Annotated in this window: 15 protein-coding genes and 1 tRNA gene; 6 read left to right on the plus strand and 10 right to left on the minus strand. The window is 37.8% G+C overall.

Features of this window, described 5'->3' with window-relative positions:
• Window positions 1-58: 58 nt before the first annotated feature.
• The gene (gene uvrB, locus AC1M9H_RS06440) at window positions 59-2,080 is read right to left on the minus strand and encodes an excinuclease ABC subunit UvrB (RefSeq protein WP_481591428.1); all 2,022 of its coding nucleotides are present in this window, start codon (window positions 2,078-2,080) and stop codon (window positions 59-61) included.
• Window positions 2,081-2,270: 190 nt separating this feature from the next.
• On the opposite strand from uvrB, the gene AC1M9H_RS06445 reads away from it, so the two are divergent.
• From AC1M9H_RS06445 to AC1M9H_RS06460, 4 genes are all read left to right on the plus strand, one after another.
• Window positions 2,271-3,056, plus strand: coding sequence for an A1S_2505 family phage non-structural protein (locus AC1M9H_RS06445; RefSeq protein WP_481613014.1), 786 nt, complete (start codon window positions 2,271-2,273; stop codon window positions 3,054-3,056).
• A gap of 76 nt (window positions 3,057-3,132) precedes the next feature.
• A complete protein-coding gene (locus AC1M9H_RS06450; RefSeq protein ID WP_481613015.1) occupies window positions 3,133-4,548 on the plus strand; it encodes a diguanylate cyclase in 1,416 nt (471 codons plus the stop codon).
• 145 nt (window positions 4,549-4,693) lie between these two features.
• Window positions 4,694-6,136, plus strand: coding sequence for a sensor domain-containing diguanylate cyclase (locus AC1M9H_RS06455; protein WP_481597357.1), 1,443 nt, complete (start codon window positions 4,694-4,696; stop codon window positions 6,134-6,136).
• A 262-nt stretch (window positions 6,137-6,398) separates the two neighbouring features.
• Complete coding sequence (locus AC1M9H_RS06460; protein WP_481613016.1) at window positions 6,399-9,293, plus strand: calcium-binding protein; 2,895 nt, start codon at window positions 6,399-6,401, stop codon at window positions 9,291-9,293.
• Window positions 9,294-9,334: 41 nt separating this feature from the next.
• Here the strand turns inward: AC1M9H_RS06460 and AC1M9H_RS06465 are convergent, their stop codons facing one another.
• On the minus strand, window positions 9,335-9,517 hold the full coding sequence (locus AC1M9H_RS06465; RefSeq protein ID WP_092767054.1) for a hypothetical protein: 183 nt from the start codon (window positions 9,515-9,517) through the stop codon (window positions 9,335-9,337).
• Window positions 9,518-9,732: 215 nt separating this feature from the next.
• Here AC1M9H_RS06465 and AC1M9H_RS06470 point away from each other — a divergent pair, with 215 nt between their 5' ends.
• On the plus strand, window positions 9,733-10,959 hold the full coding sequence (locus tag AC1M9H_RS06470) for a pyridoxal phosphate-dependent aminotransferase (protein ID WP_035265512.1): 1,227 nt from the start codon (window positions 9,733-9,735) through the stop codon (window positions 10,957-10,959).
• Window positions 10,960-11,454: 495 nt separating this feature from the next.
• Here AC1M9H_RS06470 and AC1M9H_RS06475 read toward each other — a convergent pair whose 3' ends face one another.
• On the minus strand, window positions 11,455-11,898 hold the full coding sequence (locus AC1M9H_RS06475) for a hypothetical protein (protein ID WP_481587793.1): 444 nt from the start codon (window positions 11,896-11,898) through the stop codon (window positions 11,455-11,457).
• 239 nt (window positions 11,899-12,137) lie between these two features.
• Here AC1M9H_RS06475 and AC1M9H_RS06480 point away from each other — a divergent pair.
• Window positions 12,138-12,213 (plus strand) — tRNA-Asn (locus tag AC1M9H_RS06480).
• Window positions 12,214-12,300: 87 nt separating this feature from the next.
• Here the strand turns inward: AC1M9H_RS06480 and AC1M9H_RS06485 are convergent.
• Genes AC1M9H_RS06485 through AC1M9H_RS06515 form a run of 7 tightly spaced genes read right to left on the minus strand, consistent with a single transcriptional unit; the run spans window position 12,301 to window position 16,720 of the window.
• Window positions 12,301-12,954 (minus strand): MiaE family protein, encoded by a 654-nt coding sequence (locus AC1M9H_RS06485; protein ID WP_180028430.1) that lies wholly within the window; start codon window positions 12,952-12,954, stop codon window positions 12,301-12,303.
• Window positions 12,955-12,968: 14 nt separating this feature from the next.
• Window positions 12,969-13,694, minus strand: a complete 726-nt coding sequence (gene pdxJ, locus AC1M9H_RS06490; protein WP_035267175.1) for a pyridoxine 5'-phosphate synthase — start codon at window positions 13,692-13,694, stop codon at window positions 12,969-12,971.
• 9 nt (window positions 13,695-13,703) lie between these two features.
• Complete coding sequence (gene recO / locus AC1M9H_RS06495) at window positions 13,704-14,417, minus strand: DNA repair protein RecO (RefSeq protein WP_092767057.1); 714 nt, start codon at window positions 14,415-14,417, stop codon at window positions 13,704-13,706.
• Window positions 14,418-14,429: 12 nt separating this feature from the next.
• The gene (locus AC1M9H_RS06500) at window positions 14,430-14,621 is read right to left on the minus strand and encodes an NF038104 family lipoprotein (protein WP_180028433.1); all 192 of its coding nucleotides are present in this window, start codon (window positions 14,619-14,621) and stop codon (window positions 14,430-14,432) included.
• 26 nt (window positions 14,622-14,647) lie between these two features.
• Window positions 14,648-15,676, minus strand: a complete 1,029-nt coding sequence (era, locus tag AC1M9H_RS06505; RefSeq protein ID WP_035267178.1) for a GTPase Era — start codon at window positions 15,674-15,676, stop codon at window positions 14,648-14,650.
• Entirely contained in the window at window positions 15,673-16,374 is a 702-nt protein-coding gene (gene rnc, locus AC1M9H_RS06510; protein WP_035267179.1) for a ribonuclease III, read from the minus strand. The genes era and rnc overlap by 4 nt, the downstream gene beginning before the upstream one ends.
• The gene (locus AC1M9H_RS06515) at window positions 16,346-16,720 is read right to left on the minus strand and encodes a DUF4845 domain-containing protein (RefSeq protein WP_035267180.1); all 375 of its coding nucleotides are present in this window, start codon (window positions 16,718-16,720) and stop codon (window positions 16,346-16,348) included. Before AC1M9H_RS06515 ends, rnc begins: the two co-directional genes overlap by 29 nt.
• Window positions 16,721-16,730 lie beyond the last annotated feature (10 nt).

The following is a 16,730-nucleotide window of genomic DNA, read 5'->3' on the forward strand; positions in this document are numbered from 1 at the left end:
ATTTTTCGGCTTAATGTTACGTTATGTGATGATTTTACAGTGTTTTCTGTAAATTAAATCACTGAATTAACTGTGCTTTTAAACGCACGATCTCATCACGGAAACGCGCTGCTTGCTCAAACTGAAGCTCTTTCGAAGCTTTGAGCATTTCCTTCTCTAATTTAGCCAAATGTTTTGCCAATAGTTTTGGATCGGAAACTATATGGCGCTCATCCGCACTTAATGCACGTGCTTGTCCCGATACACTCTCATCAATTGACTCATCATCATACTCTTCACCAGTATCAATTTCTTTGATGACTTGGCGGACTGCTGAACGAGGAGTGATGCCATGTTCTAAGTTAAAATTAATTTGTTTGGTACGGCGACGCTCCGTTTCATCAATTGCTTTTTGCATTGAATCCGTAATCCGATCTGCATATAAAATAGCCTTTCCTTCAACATTTCGAGCAGCACGACCAATGGTTTGGATAAGTGAACGTTCTGAGCGTAAAAAGCCTTCTTTGTCGGCATCTAAAATTGCGACTAAAGATACCTCAGGCATGTCTAAACCTTCACGGAGTAAGTTAATTCCAATCAATGCATCGTAGACACCTGTTCGTAATTCATGAATGATCTTCACACGTTCAACAGTATCGATATCAGAGTGCAGATAAGCCACTTTGATCCCGTACTCTTTTAAATATGACGTCAAATCTTCAGCCATACGTTTGGTTAACGTTGTGACCAAGACGCGTTCATTTTTATCTTTACGTTGATTAATCTCCGAAAGGACATCGTCCACCTGAGTCAATACTGGTCGAATTTCAATGACGGGGTCAATCAACCCTGTTGGACGCACCACCTGCTCAGCAATTTGTTCTGATTTTTCTAATTCATAATTGGCAGGCGTCGCACTGACATAAATTGTAGTAGGAATAATACGTTCCCACTCTTCAAACTTCATTGGTCGATTATCCAATGCACTTGGCAAGCGAAAACCATAATTCACTAGATTTTCTTTACGTGATCGATCGCCTTTATACATCGCACCAATTTGAGGAACCGTAACATGCGATTCATCAATAATAAGTAATGCATCCTCAGGCAGGTAGTCGAAAAGCGTTGGCGGGGCCTCTCCAGCTGGTCGACCTGATAAATGTCTCGAGTAATTCTCAATACCATTGGTATAACCAAGCTGTTGCATCATCTCAAGGTCATATCGAGTACGCTGTTCAATACGTTGAGCTTCAAGCAATTTATCTTCAGCTCTGAAATATGCCAAGCGCTCTTTGAGTTCTTCACGAATCGTTTCGATGGCACGCTGCAAGTTATCTTTAGGCGTCACATAGTGACTTTTAGGATAAATCGTGATTCGTGGGACTTTACGAATCATTTTTCCAGTCAAAGGATCAAACCAGCGGATCGAATCCACTTCATCATCAAATAGCTCAATCCGCACTGCATTTTGTTCTGACTCTGCGGGGAAAATATCAAGAATTTCTCCACGAATTCGATAAGTACCTCGTAAAAATTCGAGTTCATTACGCGTATATTGCATTTCTACCAATCGACGAATCAACTCATCACGGCTGACTCGATCACCTGTCACAATATGTAAGAGCATATTCATATATGCGTTAGGATCACCTAAACCATAAATGGCGGACACCGAAGCAACGATAATGGCATCCTTACGCTCAAGCAAAGCACGCGTTGCGGACAACCGCATCTGATCGATGTGATCATTAATAGCAGAATCCTTCTCAATAAAAGTATCAGATGACGGTACGTATGCTTCTGGCTGATAGTAATCGTAATAACTTACAAAATACTCAACAGCATTATGTGGAAAAAAAGCTTTAAATTCTCCATAGAGTTGAGCCGCAAGGGTTTTGTTGTGTGCCATTACAATAGTAGGACGTTGTAATTGCATAATCACATTCGCCATCGTATAGGTCTTACCAGAGCCTGTTACCCCTAATAGCAATTGATCCTTAAAACCTTGTTGTACTCCTTTAACAAGTTTCTCAATTGCTTGAGGTTGATCTCCTGCAGGCTCGTAATTAGTTACTAATTCAAATGGACGACTGTCACTCACTCGATAATTCTCGCTATACAGATGATGAAAATATGCAATAACACTGGTAATGCATGGCTTGCTTGCTCAAATCTTTATGATTTACTCATCTGATGATGAGGGTGAAAACCATAAATTCAATCAATTTTACTTGACCCTTACAGCAATCAATTGCACCATGAACTTAAATTGCATGTTGATGTAAAAAACTATGACTTACCAATATCACGATGAAACGATTATCAACAGTTTAAATGAAGATACAGTATTTGTATTTGGTAGTAATTTAGCAGGCACGCATGCAGGTGGTGCTGCAAAAATTGCACTTCAACATTTCGGTGCGGTTAAAGGTGCTGGCCGCGGCTGGGCTGGACAGAGCTATGCAATACCCACCATGAATGAGCATTTGCAACAAATGCCTCTATCCCAGATTGAACACTACATCAATGATTTTAAGATCTATACAAAAAACCACCCCAAGATTAAGTATTTTATTACAGCCGTTGGTTGTGGTGTAGCAGGTTACAAAGTTGCTGAAATAGCACCCATGTTCAAAGGTATATCAAAAAATGTGATTTTCCCGATTTCGTTTAAACCTTTCGTTGAACGAACCTTTCCTAAATTAAACCAACCTTTATTACATGCCATTTTTTCTTCTGAACTGCTGTTCGCGGATTCTTTAGAAACGGCATTTGAGCAACTTAATTTAAATGAATCTGAAAAGAAACTAGCCAATATTTTGATCGAAACGCCGATGTTCCCCGTGGACAGTAATGGACGTGAACGCATATTTGAAATCGAAGATATCCTCTATCATCTAAAAGATCAAACCTTCCAATATAAACCTAAGTCCGATCGTGCATTCATGATGGGTGGTGTGGTATTGGCTTTACTTGAACTCTACCAAATTAATGAACAAGATTTTGTTGATGTTTGGCAAGGGCTTAAGTCAATTTCTGCGCCAAAACCTGAGCATCGAGCAAAAAAATCAGTTTAATAAGATGTTGATTTTATAAGATTCATTCACTTATATTGTATAAATGAATGAATTTTAAACACCAAGGCTCGCATCTATGGATCATTTAGATCTGACCATCTTTGATTTATCTCCAATTGCGATGTGGCTACAAGACTTCAGCGGTGTTAAACAAATTTTCGAACAATGGACTGCTGAAGGTATTGAAGATATTGAAGCATATTTGATGGAGGATCACAGTCGTCTCCACCTTTGCTTGAGTACGATTCATACCTTACGTGTTAACCAAAGTACGCTTAAACTGTATGAAGCAAAAAACTTAGAAGAAATTTTAGAAAGTTTTCAGAAGTTCCTTCATCCTGAAGTCAGCACTTTCCAAATCCAATTTTTCGTATCACTTTGGAAGAATACTGAACATCATATTCCAGTGATCAATTATACGACCAATGGAAAGCGTTTAGATGTTCAATTACGCGGTATGAAATTAAAAGGTTATGAGGATAATTGGAAATGCCTACTCATGACCACCGAAGATATTTCCCAATATCAAAAAGCACGTCATTTTGCCGAATCTTTATTTACTTATAATCCAACAGCACTATGGATCATGGATTTTAGCCAAATAAAAAAAAGATTTGAGCTGCTCCATATGCAAAACATTGAAAATTTAGATCAACACATTCATCAACATCCAGAATTTGTTGTGGAATGCTTCGAGCAAATACAATTCATTGATGTTAATGAAGCGGCGCTCAAACTTTTTGCTGTGAAAGATAAATCTCAATTTTTACATCATTCTCATGATTTATTTGATATTAAACGTTTGGAAAATTTTAAAAGTCAGCTACTTCAATTGTGGAATCATGAAGAATATCAACAGCGTGAAAGTAGTTTCTACAATGCGAATGGAGAACAAATCTTCGTTTTAGAACAGTTAAATATTTTTCCACATAATTTAGATGATTGGGCGGTGATACAAGTCGCCCTTACAGATATCACTGAGCGAAAAAAATTAGAAAATCACTTACATTATTTGGGTCAACATGACATTTTAACGGATTTACATAACCGAACGTATTTTAATGAAGAAATTGAACGGATTGAGCAACTTGATCTCTATCCAGTGTCTTGTATTTACATTGACATGAACGGTTTAAAAATCATCAATGATCAGTTCGGACATGATGTCGGTGATCAGTATTTAAAAAACTTTGCCGAGATTCTTCAATTTGTCACCCACAAAAAAGATTTTTCAATTTCTAGAATAGGTGGCGATGAATTTGTATTATTGATGCCTCATGCCGATGTTGAGCAAGTTAAAATCCTAGTTCATGATCTTGAAACTCAAATACATCAGCATAATCTAGATCACCCTCATCTTTCTATCAGCGTTTCACTCGGACATGCCACAAGACTTAAAGGCGAAACCTTAGAAGATATGTTACGCCGTGCAGATAAATGCATGTATATTAACAAGCATCATTTTTATCAAAATAAAAATCTAACGAATTGAGCATAGGATTTAGCTCAACGTTAGCTTAGCTCAAAAAAGTGCCTTAAATCACAAAAATAACAAAAAATTTGAATTTTATATCAAAATAATTTAGTGCTATATTATCCACAATTTATTGTTTTAAAAGAAAAGTTCAAGGATAGTTATGGAGATACTTGATTCATCAATTTTTGATTTATCTCCTATCCCAATGTGGTTGGAAGATTTTAGTGCCATTCAAACCATCTTTAACCAATGGCGTAGTGATGGGGTCACTGATTTAGCTTTACATCTGCAGCAAAATCCAGATCTTGTGACTTTATGCGCACATCAAATTAAGATTGTTAAAGTAAATCAAAAAACACTCGATCTTTTTGAAGCACAAAGCCTTAAACATCTCACACAAAATTTAAGCACCATTTTCCAACATCAAATGTTTGATGCACATGTAGCGGAATTAGTTGCACTTTGGAAGGGTGAATTAGAGTTTACAAGTACAACCACTAATTTCACCCTGAGTGGTCAACCTTTAGACATAAAACTGCGAGCTGTCGTTTTACCTGGTTCAGAACAAAGTTTAGACCGTATTTTGCTTACTACAGAAGATATTAGTGGTTATATGCAAGCTCGGCGTTTAGAAGAAAAAAATCGTCGATTAGCTGAAGCAAGATTTAGTTATTCACCCACATCATTATGGGTTGAAGACTTTAGTCGCATTAAATTAAGACTCGATCATCTTAAATCAATTGGTATTGATGATTTCAGAATTTTTTTAGATGTCCATCAGGATTTCGTACAACAATGCATTGAAGACATTGTATTACTAGACGTCAACCAAGCAACATTGGATTTGTTCAAGGCATCGACGAAATCAGATTTATTTCAAAATCTAAAAAAAGTTTTCTCGAAAGAAATGCATCAAACTTTTAAGGAACAATTGATCGAACTATGGAATGGGAAAATTCATCATAGTCGTGAAGCGATCAATTATGCTTTGGATGGTTCAATTCGCTATGTTTTACTTCAATTCACTGTGTTTCCAGGTTATGAAGAAGATTGGGGACTTGTACAACTTGCCCTAACGGACATTACAGCGCGAAAAAAAGCTGAGAGCTATTTAGAATATTTAGGTAAACACGACGTTTTAACAAAACTCAAAAATCGCTCGTTCTACACTGAAGAAATCCATCGATTGGAACGCGCACTTATTCGCCCAGTTTCTGCAATTTTTCTAGATATGAATGGCCTTAAACCGATTAATGATCAATTTGGTCATGATGTAGGTGATGAGATTTTACGCAGAATGGGTAATATCTTAAGTAGAACGATTCACAATACCAGTTATACAGCCTCTCGAATTGGAGGTGATGAATTTGTTATCCTGATGCAAGGTGCAAATGAAACTACCGTTCAGTCGACGATTTTGACCATTCAAGAATTATTGAATATCGATAATCAATATTATTCTAACCATATCATCAGTGCATCAATGGGATTTGCTACAAGCCTTGAGAATGAAACAATTGAGGATATGTTAAAGCGTGCAGATCAATCCATGTATGATCACAAGAGACAATACTACAAATATTTATCCAATAAAAATCAATAGTTTACAATATTTATATTTTTAGATCATACATTTTATTTGCCCTTGAAACACTAGTCATTGCACTGGTGTTTTTTTTTGAAAAAAATCAATCTTATTCAGTTCTCATATAAGCTTTACTATATTTTTCATTAAATTATGACAAAAAATTCATGATCTTGTCTAACAAAAGCAATTGATTTTAAATTAATAAAATGTGATTCTCATCACACTTTAATCACAAACAATGATTAAAAACACTTTATTTTTATAAGAGACTATAACAATGGCTTTGTTCAATTATAAATCATTCGATTACTTACCTAACTTTAAATTAAGTTCAGTTCTCTCAATTCCAGCTCAACTCGTTGGTAATGGTCTAATCGCTGCCACCAATGCTGTGAATACTGTTCTTGATGTAGTATCTCCTATTGGTTTAGCAGGTAATGCTTTACTTGGCAAACCTTTCGAAGCAGTGCACGAACTTGGTGATAAAATTATTGATGCAGCTTCAGATGCAGTGAATTCAGTGGGTAAAGCACTTGGTGCAACCATCGAACCGAATGACACTCATCATAAAAATGAGTGGGAAGACAAAGAACTCAGCTTAGATAACATTTTAAGCCTTCCTGGGGATTTAATTGGAAACACCATTATCGGTGCAACCAATATTGCCAATGATATTCTTGATGCTGCTGCACCGATTGCTATTGCAGGAAATGCGCTTATCCCTGGTTTTGATGTTGTTCATAAAGCAGGTGATACGATTATTGATGCTGTCTCTGATGTGGCTCATGACATTGGCTCAGCGATTGGCGGGACAATTGAACCTAAAGATACTCATTATGATAATGAATGGTCTCAAGAGCTTCCATCAGCTACTGAAAACCTAAAATCAATTGTGAATACAGTTGCAAATCAAGTTGAAAATGCACTTGAACCTATTTTCGATTATGTTCCTGATTTCAAATTTAGCTCAGTACTTTCTATTCCAGCTCAGTTACTAGGTAATGGTTTAGTCACGACAGCAAATTTAGTCAATACAGTTTTAGATGTGGCTTCGCCTATTGGCCTAGCAGGTAATGCTCTACTTGGTAAACCATTTGAAGTTGTTCATGAGTTAGGTGACCGCATTATCGATGCAGCATCGAATTTACTCAGTGGTGCTGGTGAGGCCCTCGGCTCAAATGTAGAAGCAAAAGATACACACCACAAAAATGAATGGAAAGATGGCGAACTTAGCCTTGATTCAATTTTAAAAATTCCAAGTGAGCTGGTTGGTAATTTGATTATCGGCAAAGATGGCATCGTGAATGATTTATTAGATAGCGTTGCGCCATTGGTTAAAGTTGGTGATAAATTCATTCCTGGTTTCGAAGAAATTCATAAAGCCGGTGATGCAATCATTGATCAAATTTCAGACATTATCGTAAATATTGGTAAGGATATTGGTGCCACTCTTCCACCTTCAGACTCACATTTTGATCGAGAATGGGGGCAACCAAAACAACCAGATCAATCTAATCCATCAGATGACGGTCGTCCTAAATTCTACAAAATTGACAATCAATTCAGTTACCGCGTAAGTGAATCTGCATTTAAACAAGTTCAAGAACTATATAACAAGTTTATCTCAACTGGTTCTTTACAAGGTAAAAATTTCTGGCGCCCTATTTATACCGTGATCAAAGAAGATTTAGCATCAAATGACGCAGTTGATCAGGGTACTAAAAACTGGTTAAAAGTTGCTGAAGCTGTTGCAATAGCTGATCCTCAGAGCTTCCTTTATCAATATGTTCGCTTAGGAACAGGTAAATCACTCGCAGATAAAGGCATCTATATTACGGATGAACAATTCTGGCAAGCATCAAATGTATTGATCAAAACTTTAGCTGACAATTTCTTGAATGGCGTTAAAAATGCTGATGGCGAGACTGTTGTTCCAGCAGGATATTTACCAAGCTCTGATGGTAAGTTTGGATTGGTACTTATGGATGCAACTCAAGCTCTTGAAAACTTGGGTGGCGAGCTAGGTGATTGGACAGGTATCACACCATTAAGTATTCTTGATCACTATTTAGGTGTGGATACTTCACAATTGAACGGTGGTGATAGCCGTCCGTTTACTTGGTATTTAGAGCTATTAGGTGATGTGGTTAAAGCGAACTTAAAAGCTGGTGCGAGTATCTTTGATGTTGTGAATCAAATCGTGACTGAGGGCTTAAACTTCGTTGGACAATTCATCAAAGGTGAAATATTTGATGATGGCTTCTCTTCACGTGATCAACTTGTAAATACATTGACTCAACTTGCTTACGCATATGCAGGTGATTTAGCTGGTTCTGTAGCAGTAGCGACAAACTTATTTAACCCTAACACCAACATTATTACCACTTACTCAGTTTTCGGACGTACCTTAAACGGTAAAGATGGTAATGACATCATTAAAGGCGGTGTCGGCAACGATACGCTTGTAGGTGGTAAAGGTGATGACTTGCTCTTTGGTGGTTGGGGCAATGACATTCTAAAAGGTGGTGAAGGCATCAATGTCCTCGTAGGTGGTCGTGGTGACGATACCTATTATGTACAATCAAAATATGACTTCGTACTTGAACACAACTATGAAGGTACAGACACTGTCATTAGTTCTGCAGATCAGTATCAATTAACCGAAAATATTGAAAACCTTACGCTGATCAATCCAATCAAAGAACTTTTGATTGCTGGATCAGAAATTCAACAAAGTGGTACGGGTAACCAATCTGACAACATTATCACAGGTAGCAAATTCGTAAATAACGAACTAAAAGGCCTCGCTGGAGATGACACCTTAATCGCAAACGGGGGTCTAATTAACATCTTAAATGGTGGTATTGGTAACGACAAATTGTATGGCGATCTTGGTAACGAGACATACTATTTTGATCAAGGCTTTGGAGTAGATACAATCTATGAAAAAGGTGGTCAAGATACCATTCAATTTGGTGCTGGTATCTCAATTGATGATTTACTCGTTCAAGACTCTGGGAATGATCGTATCATCAAACTTAAAGATTCTGCTGATCAAATCACTATTAAAGATTGGGCTAAAGGTGAAGCACATCAAGTTGAATCAATCGTATTTAAAGACGGTTCTACATTCAACTTACTGACTCTAGATCAAAACTTAAGTTACGTGTAATTCTTCCCTGCAAAAAAATAGGTGCTTAAAGCACCTATTTTTTATCTTTTACCCATCGAGCGACGTGTACCACGTGGCGGCATCCATGTGCGATCAGCATAGCGCTGAGGCTTTGGACGTAGAACTTCGATTTCTTCATCAGCTTGCTTTGCGTCATTCACTTGCTTGATAGGAAATGGAAGATTCACTACAGGCTTCTTTTTGGGAGAATTTTCCGAACTCATTTGAGACTACTCATTTCAATCTAACGCTATTGTACGGAAATTTGTTTTTTTATGCGACCCACGTTGTTTAATGTGGATATGTATCATTGCATTAAAATTCGGTGAATTTCGTGATTTTTTGCTAATTTGCCTAGATATTGGACGACTAAAACATTCAATTTAAGCTAAGATAGTGTGCTTTTTATTTTTTAATCCCTATAAGAAGGAATACTGCCGTGGACGTACGTCTCTCTGATCGTGTCAATGCCATCAAACCGTCCCCAACGCTTGCTGTGACCAATAAAGCTGCAGAACTTAAAGCTGCTGGTAAAAACGTTATTGGCTTAGGTGCAGGTGAACCGGATTTCGATACACCACAACACATCAAAGATGCAGCAATTGCAGCGATTAACAACGGTTTCACTAAATACACCGCAGTTGACGGTACGCCAGGTCTTAAAAAAGCAATTATCGCTAAATTAAAACGTGATAATAACCTTGATTATGCTGCTAACCAGATTCTCGTTTCTTGTGGCGGTAAGCAATCATTCTTTAACCTTGCGCTTGCATTGTTAAATAAAGGCGATGAAGTAATCATCCCTGCTCCATTCTGGGTAAGCTATCCAGATATGGTGATCATCGCAGAAGGTGTGCCAGTTATTGTTAAATGTGGTGAAGAACAACGTTTCAAAATCACACCAGCTCAATTAGAAGCTGCAATTACTGATAAAACTCGCCTAGTTGTTTTAAACAGCCCATCTAACCCAACAGGTATGATTTATACCAAAGAAGAATTAGAAGCATTAGCTGAAGTTCTTCGTAAATATCCTGAAGTATATGTTGCTTCTGATGATATGTACGAACCAATTCGTTGGGACGACGAGTTTTATAACATTGCTACAGTTGCACCAGATCTTTACGATCGCGTAATCGTTCTCAACGGTGTATCTAAAGCATATGCAATGACAGGTTGGCGTATCGGCTATGCAGCAGGTCCTGCTAAATTAATCGGCGCAATGAAGAAAATTCAATCACAATCTACTTCTAACCCAACTTCAATTTCGCAAGTTGCGGCAGAAGCTGCATTGAATGGTCCTCAAGATGTACTTAAACCAATGATTGAAGCTTTCAAACGCCGTCATGATTTGGTTGTTAATGGCTTGAATGATATCAAAGGCATTACATGCTTACCTGCTGACGGTGCATTCTATGCTTATGCAAACATTCGTCCATTGATCCGTGCAAAAGGTTTAAAATCTTGCACAGAATTCTCTGCATGGTTATTGGAAGAAACTGGTGTTGCGGTTGTTCCTGGTGATGCATTCGGTTTAGGCGGTTATATGCGTATTTCATATGCAACAGCAGATGAAGTATTGGTTGATGCGCTTGCACGTATCAAAAAAGCAGCTGACTCAATCGAAGGCGTAGATGCAGCAATTGCTTCTATCGCAGCTGAAAAATAATCTGATAAATTAATCAGATCAAAAAGCCCGCGATTTTCGCGGGTTTTTTTATTAAATCTAAACCCCTTCATGCACCTACATAACCCAATACGCAACATAAAACCTTTTGGTTAATACGCTCTCTCACTGAAGCGAAAAAAGTGTGCTTTTAGGATTGGATAAACGTCGGAGGTTTTTTTAAAGCTATCCAAACATGATCCATCAGTGATCCAAATAGAATATTGAAATTTAAACACTATTCATAGTATCGATAGCTCATTCTGAAAGATCATATTTATCACTGAAAAATCCCATTTATAGATATGCTTTGCACCATCATATAGAAGTTGGAACTGATCTAAGTAACCATAATATGGGATTTAATTAATGAAAAATAAGTTCTAGAAACACCAATTCACCCTACTAAAGAAGATAAAATGACACAGGCTAACTTGGACTATATTAAAAAAAAATCAATTCACTCAACAATTTCAGATTTGACTTGTGAAAATTTGCCTAAACTGCAAGCTGTTTATTAAACAAATGCTTTGAAGGACGAGAACAACTTAGGCATTCAACATAATATTTAAGTGGTGACTTTAATAAAATCTCACTCACCGCATTCGATTCATTTAACCAAGCAAGCGATTTATTCGTGCCAAGAATGGCATTCCCTTTTATGGAGTAGATATAGACTTTATTTACGTTAGGTGTTAAGTCATTTGCTGCCAAATATTGTTCAAGCGTGAATGATTGATCTTGATCAACAGACCATTTTTCAGAAAACCACAGCTGTAATAACTCACCCAAAACCAGATGATGTTTTTTAAAAGGAAATACATCAATTACCGCGCCCTCTACTTCAATGAAATAAGAACTAGGCGAATTCAAGATAGACAGGTAATTTTGTTTATAGAATTCAAGATTAGAAAAGATCTGAGAAATGGTAAGCGTATTCATTCGCTTTCTCCTATTTTAGCCATTTAGTGCTGGCAAGTTGGTATAAATCCACACTGCTTAAAACTCTGTTTCAAGCGCTCTGTTGTTAAATAAATCTAACAAGCTCATTCTAAATTGGCAAGTAAATTTAAAAAAAACATTTTATTTGAGCAAATAAACAACATGCGGCTCAAAAGTGACAATTGTATGGCAATTTACACTTGACCCAATCTTAAATCCCCTTATAATCGCATTCAGATTCTCCAATAGCTCAGTCGGTAGAGCGACGGACTGTTAATCCGCAGGTCCCTGGTTCGAGCCCAGGTTGGAGAGCCAAATACTAAAAAGCCCAAGCATTTAAGACTTGGGCTTTTTTTTATGTCAAAAAAATCCCCCACTTGGGAGGATTTTCTCAACCATATTTTAAGCTGCTTTTGCTGGAACTCCACTGTGAAAACGGAAGGTTTCATCAGGTGTTAAGATGAGTTGCTTTTCAACTTCACGAATGTGCTCTATACGACTTTGAATATCCTCCTCAGGATCTTTCAATTTCGCAGTTTTAGCCACATCCAGAGCTAGAGCCAAATAATCCTCATAATGGCGTGATTCAGATTTTAGTAAGTAGCGATAATAGCGCCCTAATTCCTCATCGACTCTAGGCGCTAATGCATAAAAACGTTCACATGAGCGTGCTTCCACAAACGCACCAATAATTAAAACATCAATTAGCGCTTCTGGTTCATACGTCCGAATTTCTTTGCGTAAGCCACCCGCATAACGCCCAGCACTTAAACCGACCCATTGCTGCCCGCGCTTGTTCATAAACTCTAAAACCTGCTCATAATGCAGCATTTCCTCACGCACTAATTGAGCGAGCTTAACTTGTAAATCTACAAAAAAGCTGTATCTAAACATGAGATTCATGGCTGTACTGGCTGCTTTCTTTTCACAGTTCGCATGATCTTGCATCAAAATATCAAGATTATTTACAGCCTCATCTAACCAAGCTTGTGGAGTTTCGCAACCAAGGAAGCTTATGACAGGCTTCATTAATTCATCATAATCAATATTTGACATAGTACTCATCAATCTTATCGTGCAGCTTTGATTGCTGCTTTCATATCTTGAACTGCTTGCGTAAGTCCTTTGAAAACAGCATCGGCAATCAGAGAATGTCCAATATTCAATTCGTGTATTTGAGGAATTGCTGCAATAGGAGCAACATTGTCAAGATTAAGTCCATGCCCAGCATTTACGACCAAACCTTTAGCAGCAGCGTATTCTGTTCCACGGATAATACGTTGTAACTCTACCTGCTGTGCTTCTTCTGTTTCAGCATCTGCATAAGCACCTGTATGAATCTCAATAGTTGGCGCACCACAGGCAATTGCAGCATCAATTTGTTCAATATCAGCATCGATAAATAACGATACATCACATCCAATCGCTGCTAATTCCTGTGTAGCAGACTTAACAGCCTCAAAATTACCAACAACATCTAAGCCACCTTCGGTCGTGACTTCTTGACGCTTTTCAGGCACAAAACACACGTGATGCGGCTTTATTTCTTTAGCAAATGCCACCATCTCATCTGTCACTGCCATTTCAAGGTTCATGCGTGTTTTAAGTACAGGGCGCATGCGACGGACATCATCATCATGAATATGACGACGATCCTCACGTAAATGTAATGTAATGCCTTCAGCCCCTGCCTCTTCACAAATTAGTGCTGCCTGTACTGGATCCGGGTAGCGTGTGCCTCGAGCCTGTCTTAGAGTTGCAACATGATCAATGTTCACACCAAGCAATGCAGCCATAACATTTTCCTAATTTGATTTTGATTGAGCGTTTTGAATCCACAATTGACGACTTTTTAGTGGGCGATCACCCAATAATGAAGTAATCATTTGACGATATAATTTATTCAACAATTGTAACTGTTCAGCGTTGAAATCTGTACCATTTTCATAATTTATCATGCTGCGAATTTGCTCACCTGTCAGTGTAGCGGCACTTGAATACTGAACTGGTATGAAGCCTTCGTTTAATTGAAATTGATATTTTTGTGAAGTTAAAATTTCATTTTGGTGTGCATCTATCGAGTAATCAATCGCATAACCAAGCTCTTCTAGAAGTACGTATTCAAATTGACGAAGAATTTGCTTCAAGAATTCGTTAGGATTTGAATGTTGAGCTAATTTTTGTAAACTTTCTAATGTCTTGTGGTACTGTGCAAAAGTATCTGGCATTGCCTCTTCTAATGGACATAATCTCAATAAGATTTCATTTAAATAAAATCCTGAAAAGAATGCATCTCCATGAAAAAAAATAGGATGATTAACAATTTCTAATTTTGTGAAATTTTTTAATTCAGACTTACCTGTCGCTTGGAGTGCGATAGGCTGATATTGCGGTGGTGGAGGTTGTCTTAGTATGCCGTCAACTCGTCCATACTCTTCAGTGAATAAATGGACAATATGACTCCGCTCTCGATACTTTCGATGATGGATTAAGTATCCATGCAAAAGTTCATTTCGCATCGACTAATCTTATTATTTATCTTTCTTTAGTTCTTTTTCATCATCGTCATCACCATCGGGAATAACAGCCCCAACTACTGCTGCAGTACCTTTGACGACTCCTTTGGTGGTTTTATACGCAACTTTTACAGGAACTGTGACAACTTTATGAATGCAACCTTGTAAAACCAAAGCACATACAATTATCGCAACCATCTTCATCATCATCAGCTCCTATAACCGTTTAATCCTTAGATATCACTATACCCTAGGCTTTTTAATGCACGCTCATCATCAGACCAACCGCCTTTGACTTTAACCCAAAGGGTGAGCATGATCTTTTCTTCGAACATTTTTTCCATATCAGCACGTGCATCCATACCAATTTTTTTCAACTTTGATCCTTTTTCACCGATGACAATCGCTTTTTGCCCAGGGCGATCAACAAAAATCGTAGCATCAATATAGGTACAAGCAGGCTTCATACGACCAGTTTTCTCATTTAAAGTCGCTTCTTCTGTTTTAAACGATTCAATTTGAACCGTTAAATCATATGGAAGCTCTTCACCTAGTTGACGCATGATTTTTTCACGAATAATTTCAGAAGCTAAGAAGCGTTCAGAACGATCTGTGAGTTGATCTAGTGCATACAATGGTGGTTGAAACGGTAAGTATTTTTCGATCGTATCTCGAAGATGATCAAGGTTAGCGCCACGCAATGCCGATACCGGAACAATCTCAGCAAAATTCATTAATTTAGTACGTTCTTGAATTAGTGGTAATGCCTGATTTTTATTCTCAAATGTGTCCAATTTATTAATGACCAAGATGACAGGCATTTCGGCATTTTTGAGCTTCTCAAGGACTAATTCATCATTTTGAGTCCATTTGTCAGCGTCTACAACAAACAGTACAAGATTTACATCACGCAAGGCTGAATGAGCTGCACGATTCATCATTTTATTGATAGCACGGACTTCTTTCTTATGCATTCCAGGGGTGTCAACAAATACTGCCTGAGATTTCTCACGCGTATCAATACCCACAATCTTGTGTCGAGTTGTTTGAGGCTTACGAGACGTAATCGAAAGCTTCTGACCCAAAATATGGTTCATTAATGTAGATTTACCTACATTCGGACGACCTACAATTGCTACAAAGCCACTTTTGTAGTCTGAGGGAATTGTAGTACCTTGAGAACTAAAAAATTGATTGATTAAATCATTGCCGCTGTCTTGCGACTCGTGATCAGCATCGATGTGATCGGAATGAGTAGTCATGAAGACTTTTGCTCCAAAAATTTTAAAATTTCCGCCGCTACTGCTTGCTCAGCAAAACGACGACTTGAACCCTCACCCATACATTTTGGCAAGCCTTCAACCATACATTCCACTTTAAAATGTTGGTTTGGTGCATCACCCTGAATATCAACAACCTCATACACTGGGAGAGGTTTTTTACGAGCTTGAAGATACTCTTGTAAACGGGACTTAGGATCTTTCAATTGATCTGTTGGTTCAATATGATCTAAATAAGGTTCATACCATTTCAACACAATTGATTCTAACAACTTTAAATCTTGGCTATCAGTATAGATTGCACCAATAATCGCTTCGACTGTGTCAGCGAGTATCGACTCTCTATGATGACCACCAGATTTTAATTCACCAGTACTGAGTATTAAACTCTGACTAAGTTTCAAATCCGTTGCAATTTTGCCTAACGCTTCTTGTCGAACCAAAGTAGCTCGCATACGCGTCAGACGACCTTCGTTTTCATGTGGATAAGCATGATAAAGGTAATTGGCAATAATCATTCCTAACAATGAATCGCCTAGAAACTCTAGGCGTTCATAGTTATGTTTATGGCTAACCGATCGGTGTGTCAATGCAAGTTGAAGTAATTCAATTTTCTTAAACTGATAACCGATGCGACTCAGTAAGCGAGAATCACTTACTTTGAACTGACCTTTGATCAAAACTTTTCTCGAATGTGAGGACTAAATCAATATTAAATAAGAATGGCTTTCTTACTTCATATTTCTTTGTCACTTGTAAACCTTGTTTAGATTTGACAGTCGCAATATCTTTAAACTCAATGTCACGGATATTGTTCATGCTAAATTTCTGCCCCATTGTTGAAGCAAACTGTTGTGGTGTTGTCGCCTTTGAGCTGATTGCAACTTGCTCTTCAATCAATTGATTGATTAGTCGGTCATCCCAATAAGGCTGCCACAATGCTACGAGCACTTTAAGTCCAAATGCCGCAACAATTACCCCTAATAAAATCGCTGTATACGATGCACCACGTTGAGTGTTACGCATTTTTTATTAT

Source organism: Acinetobacter sp. ANC_7512, assembly GCF_056779935.1.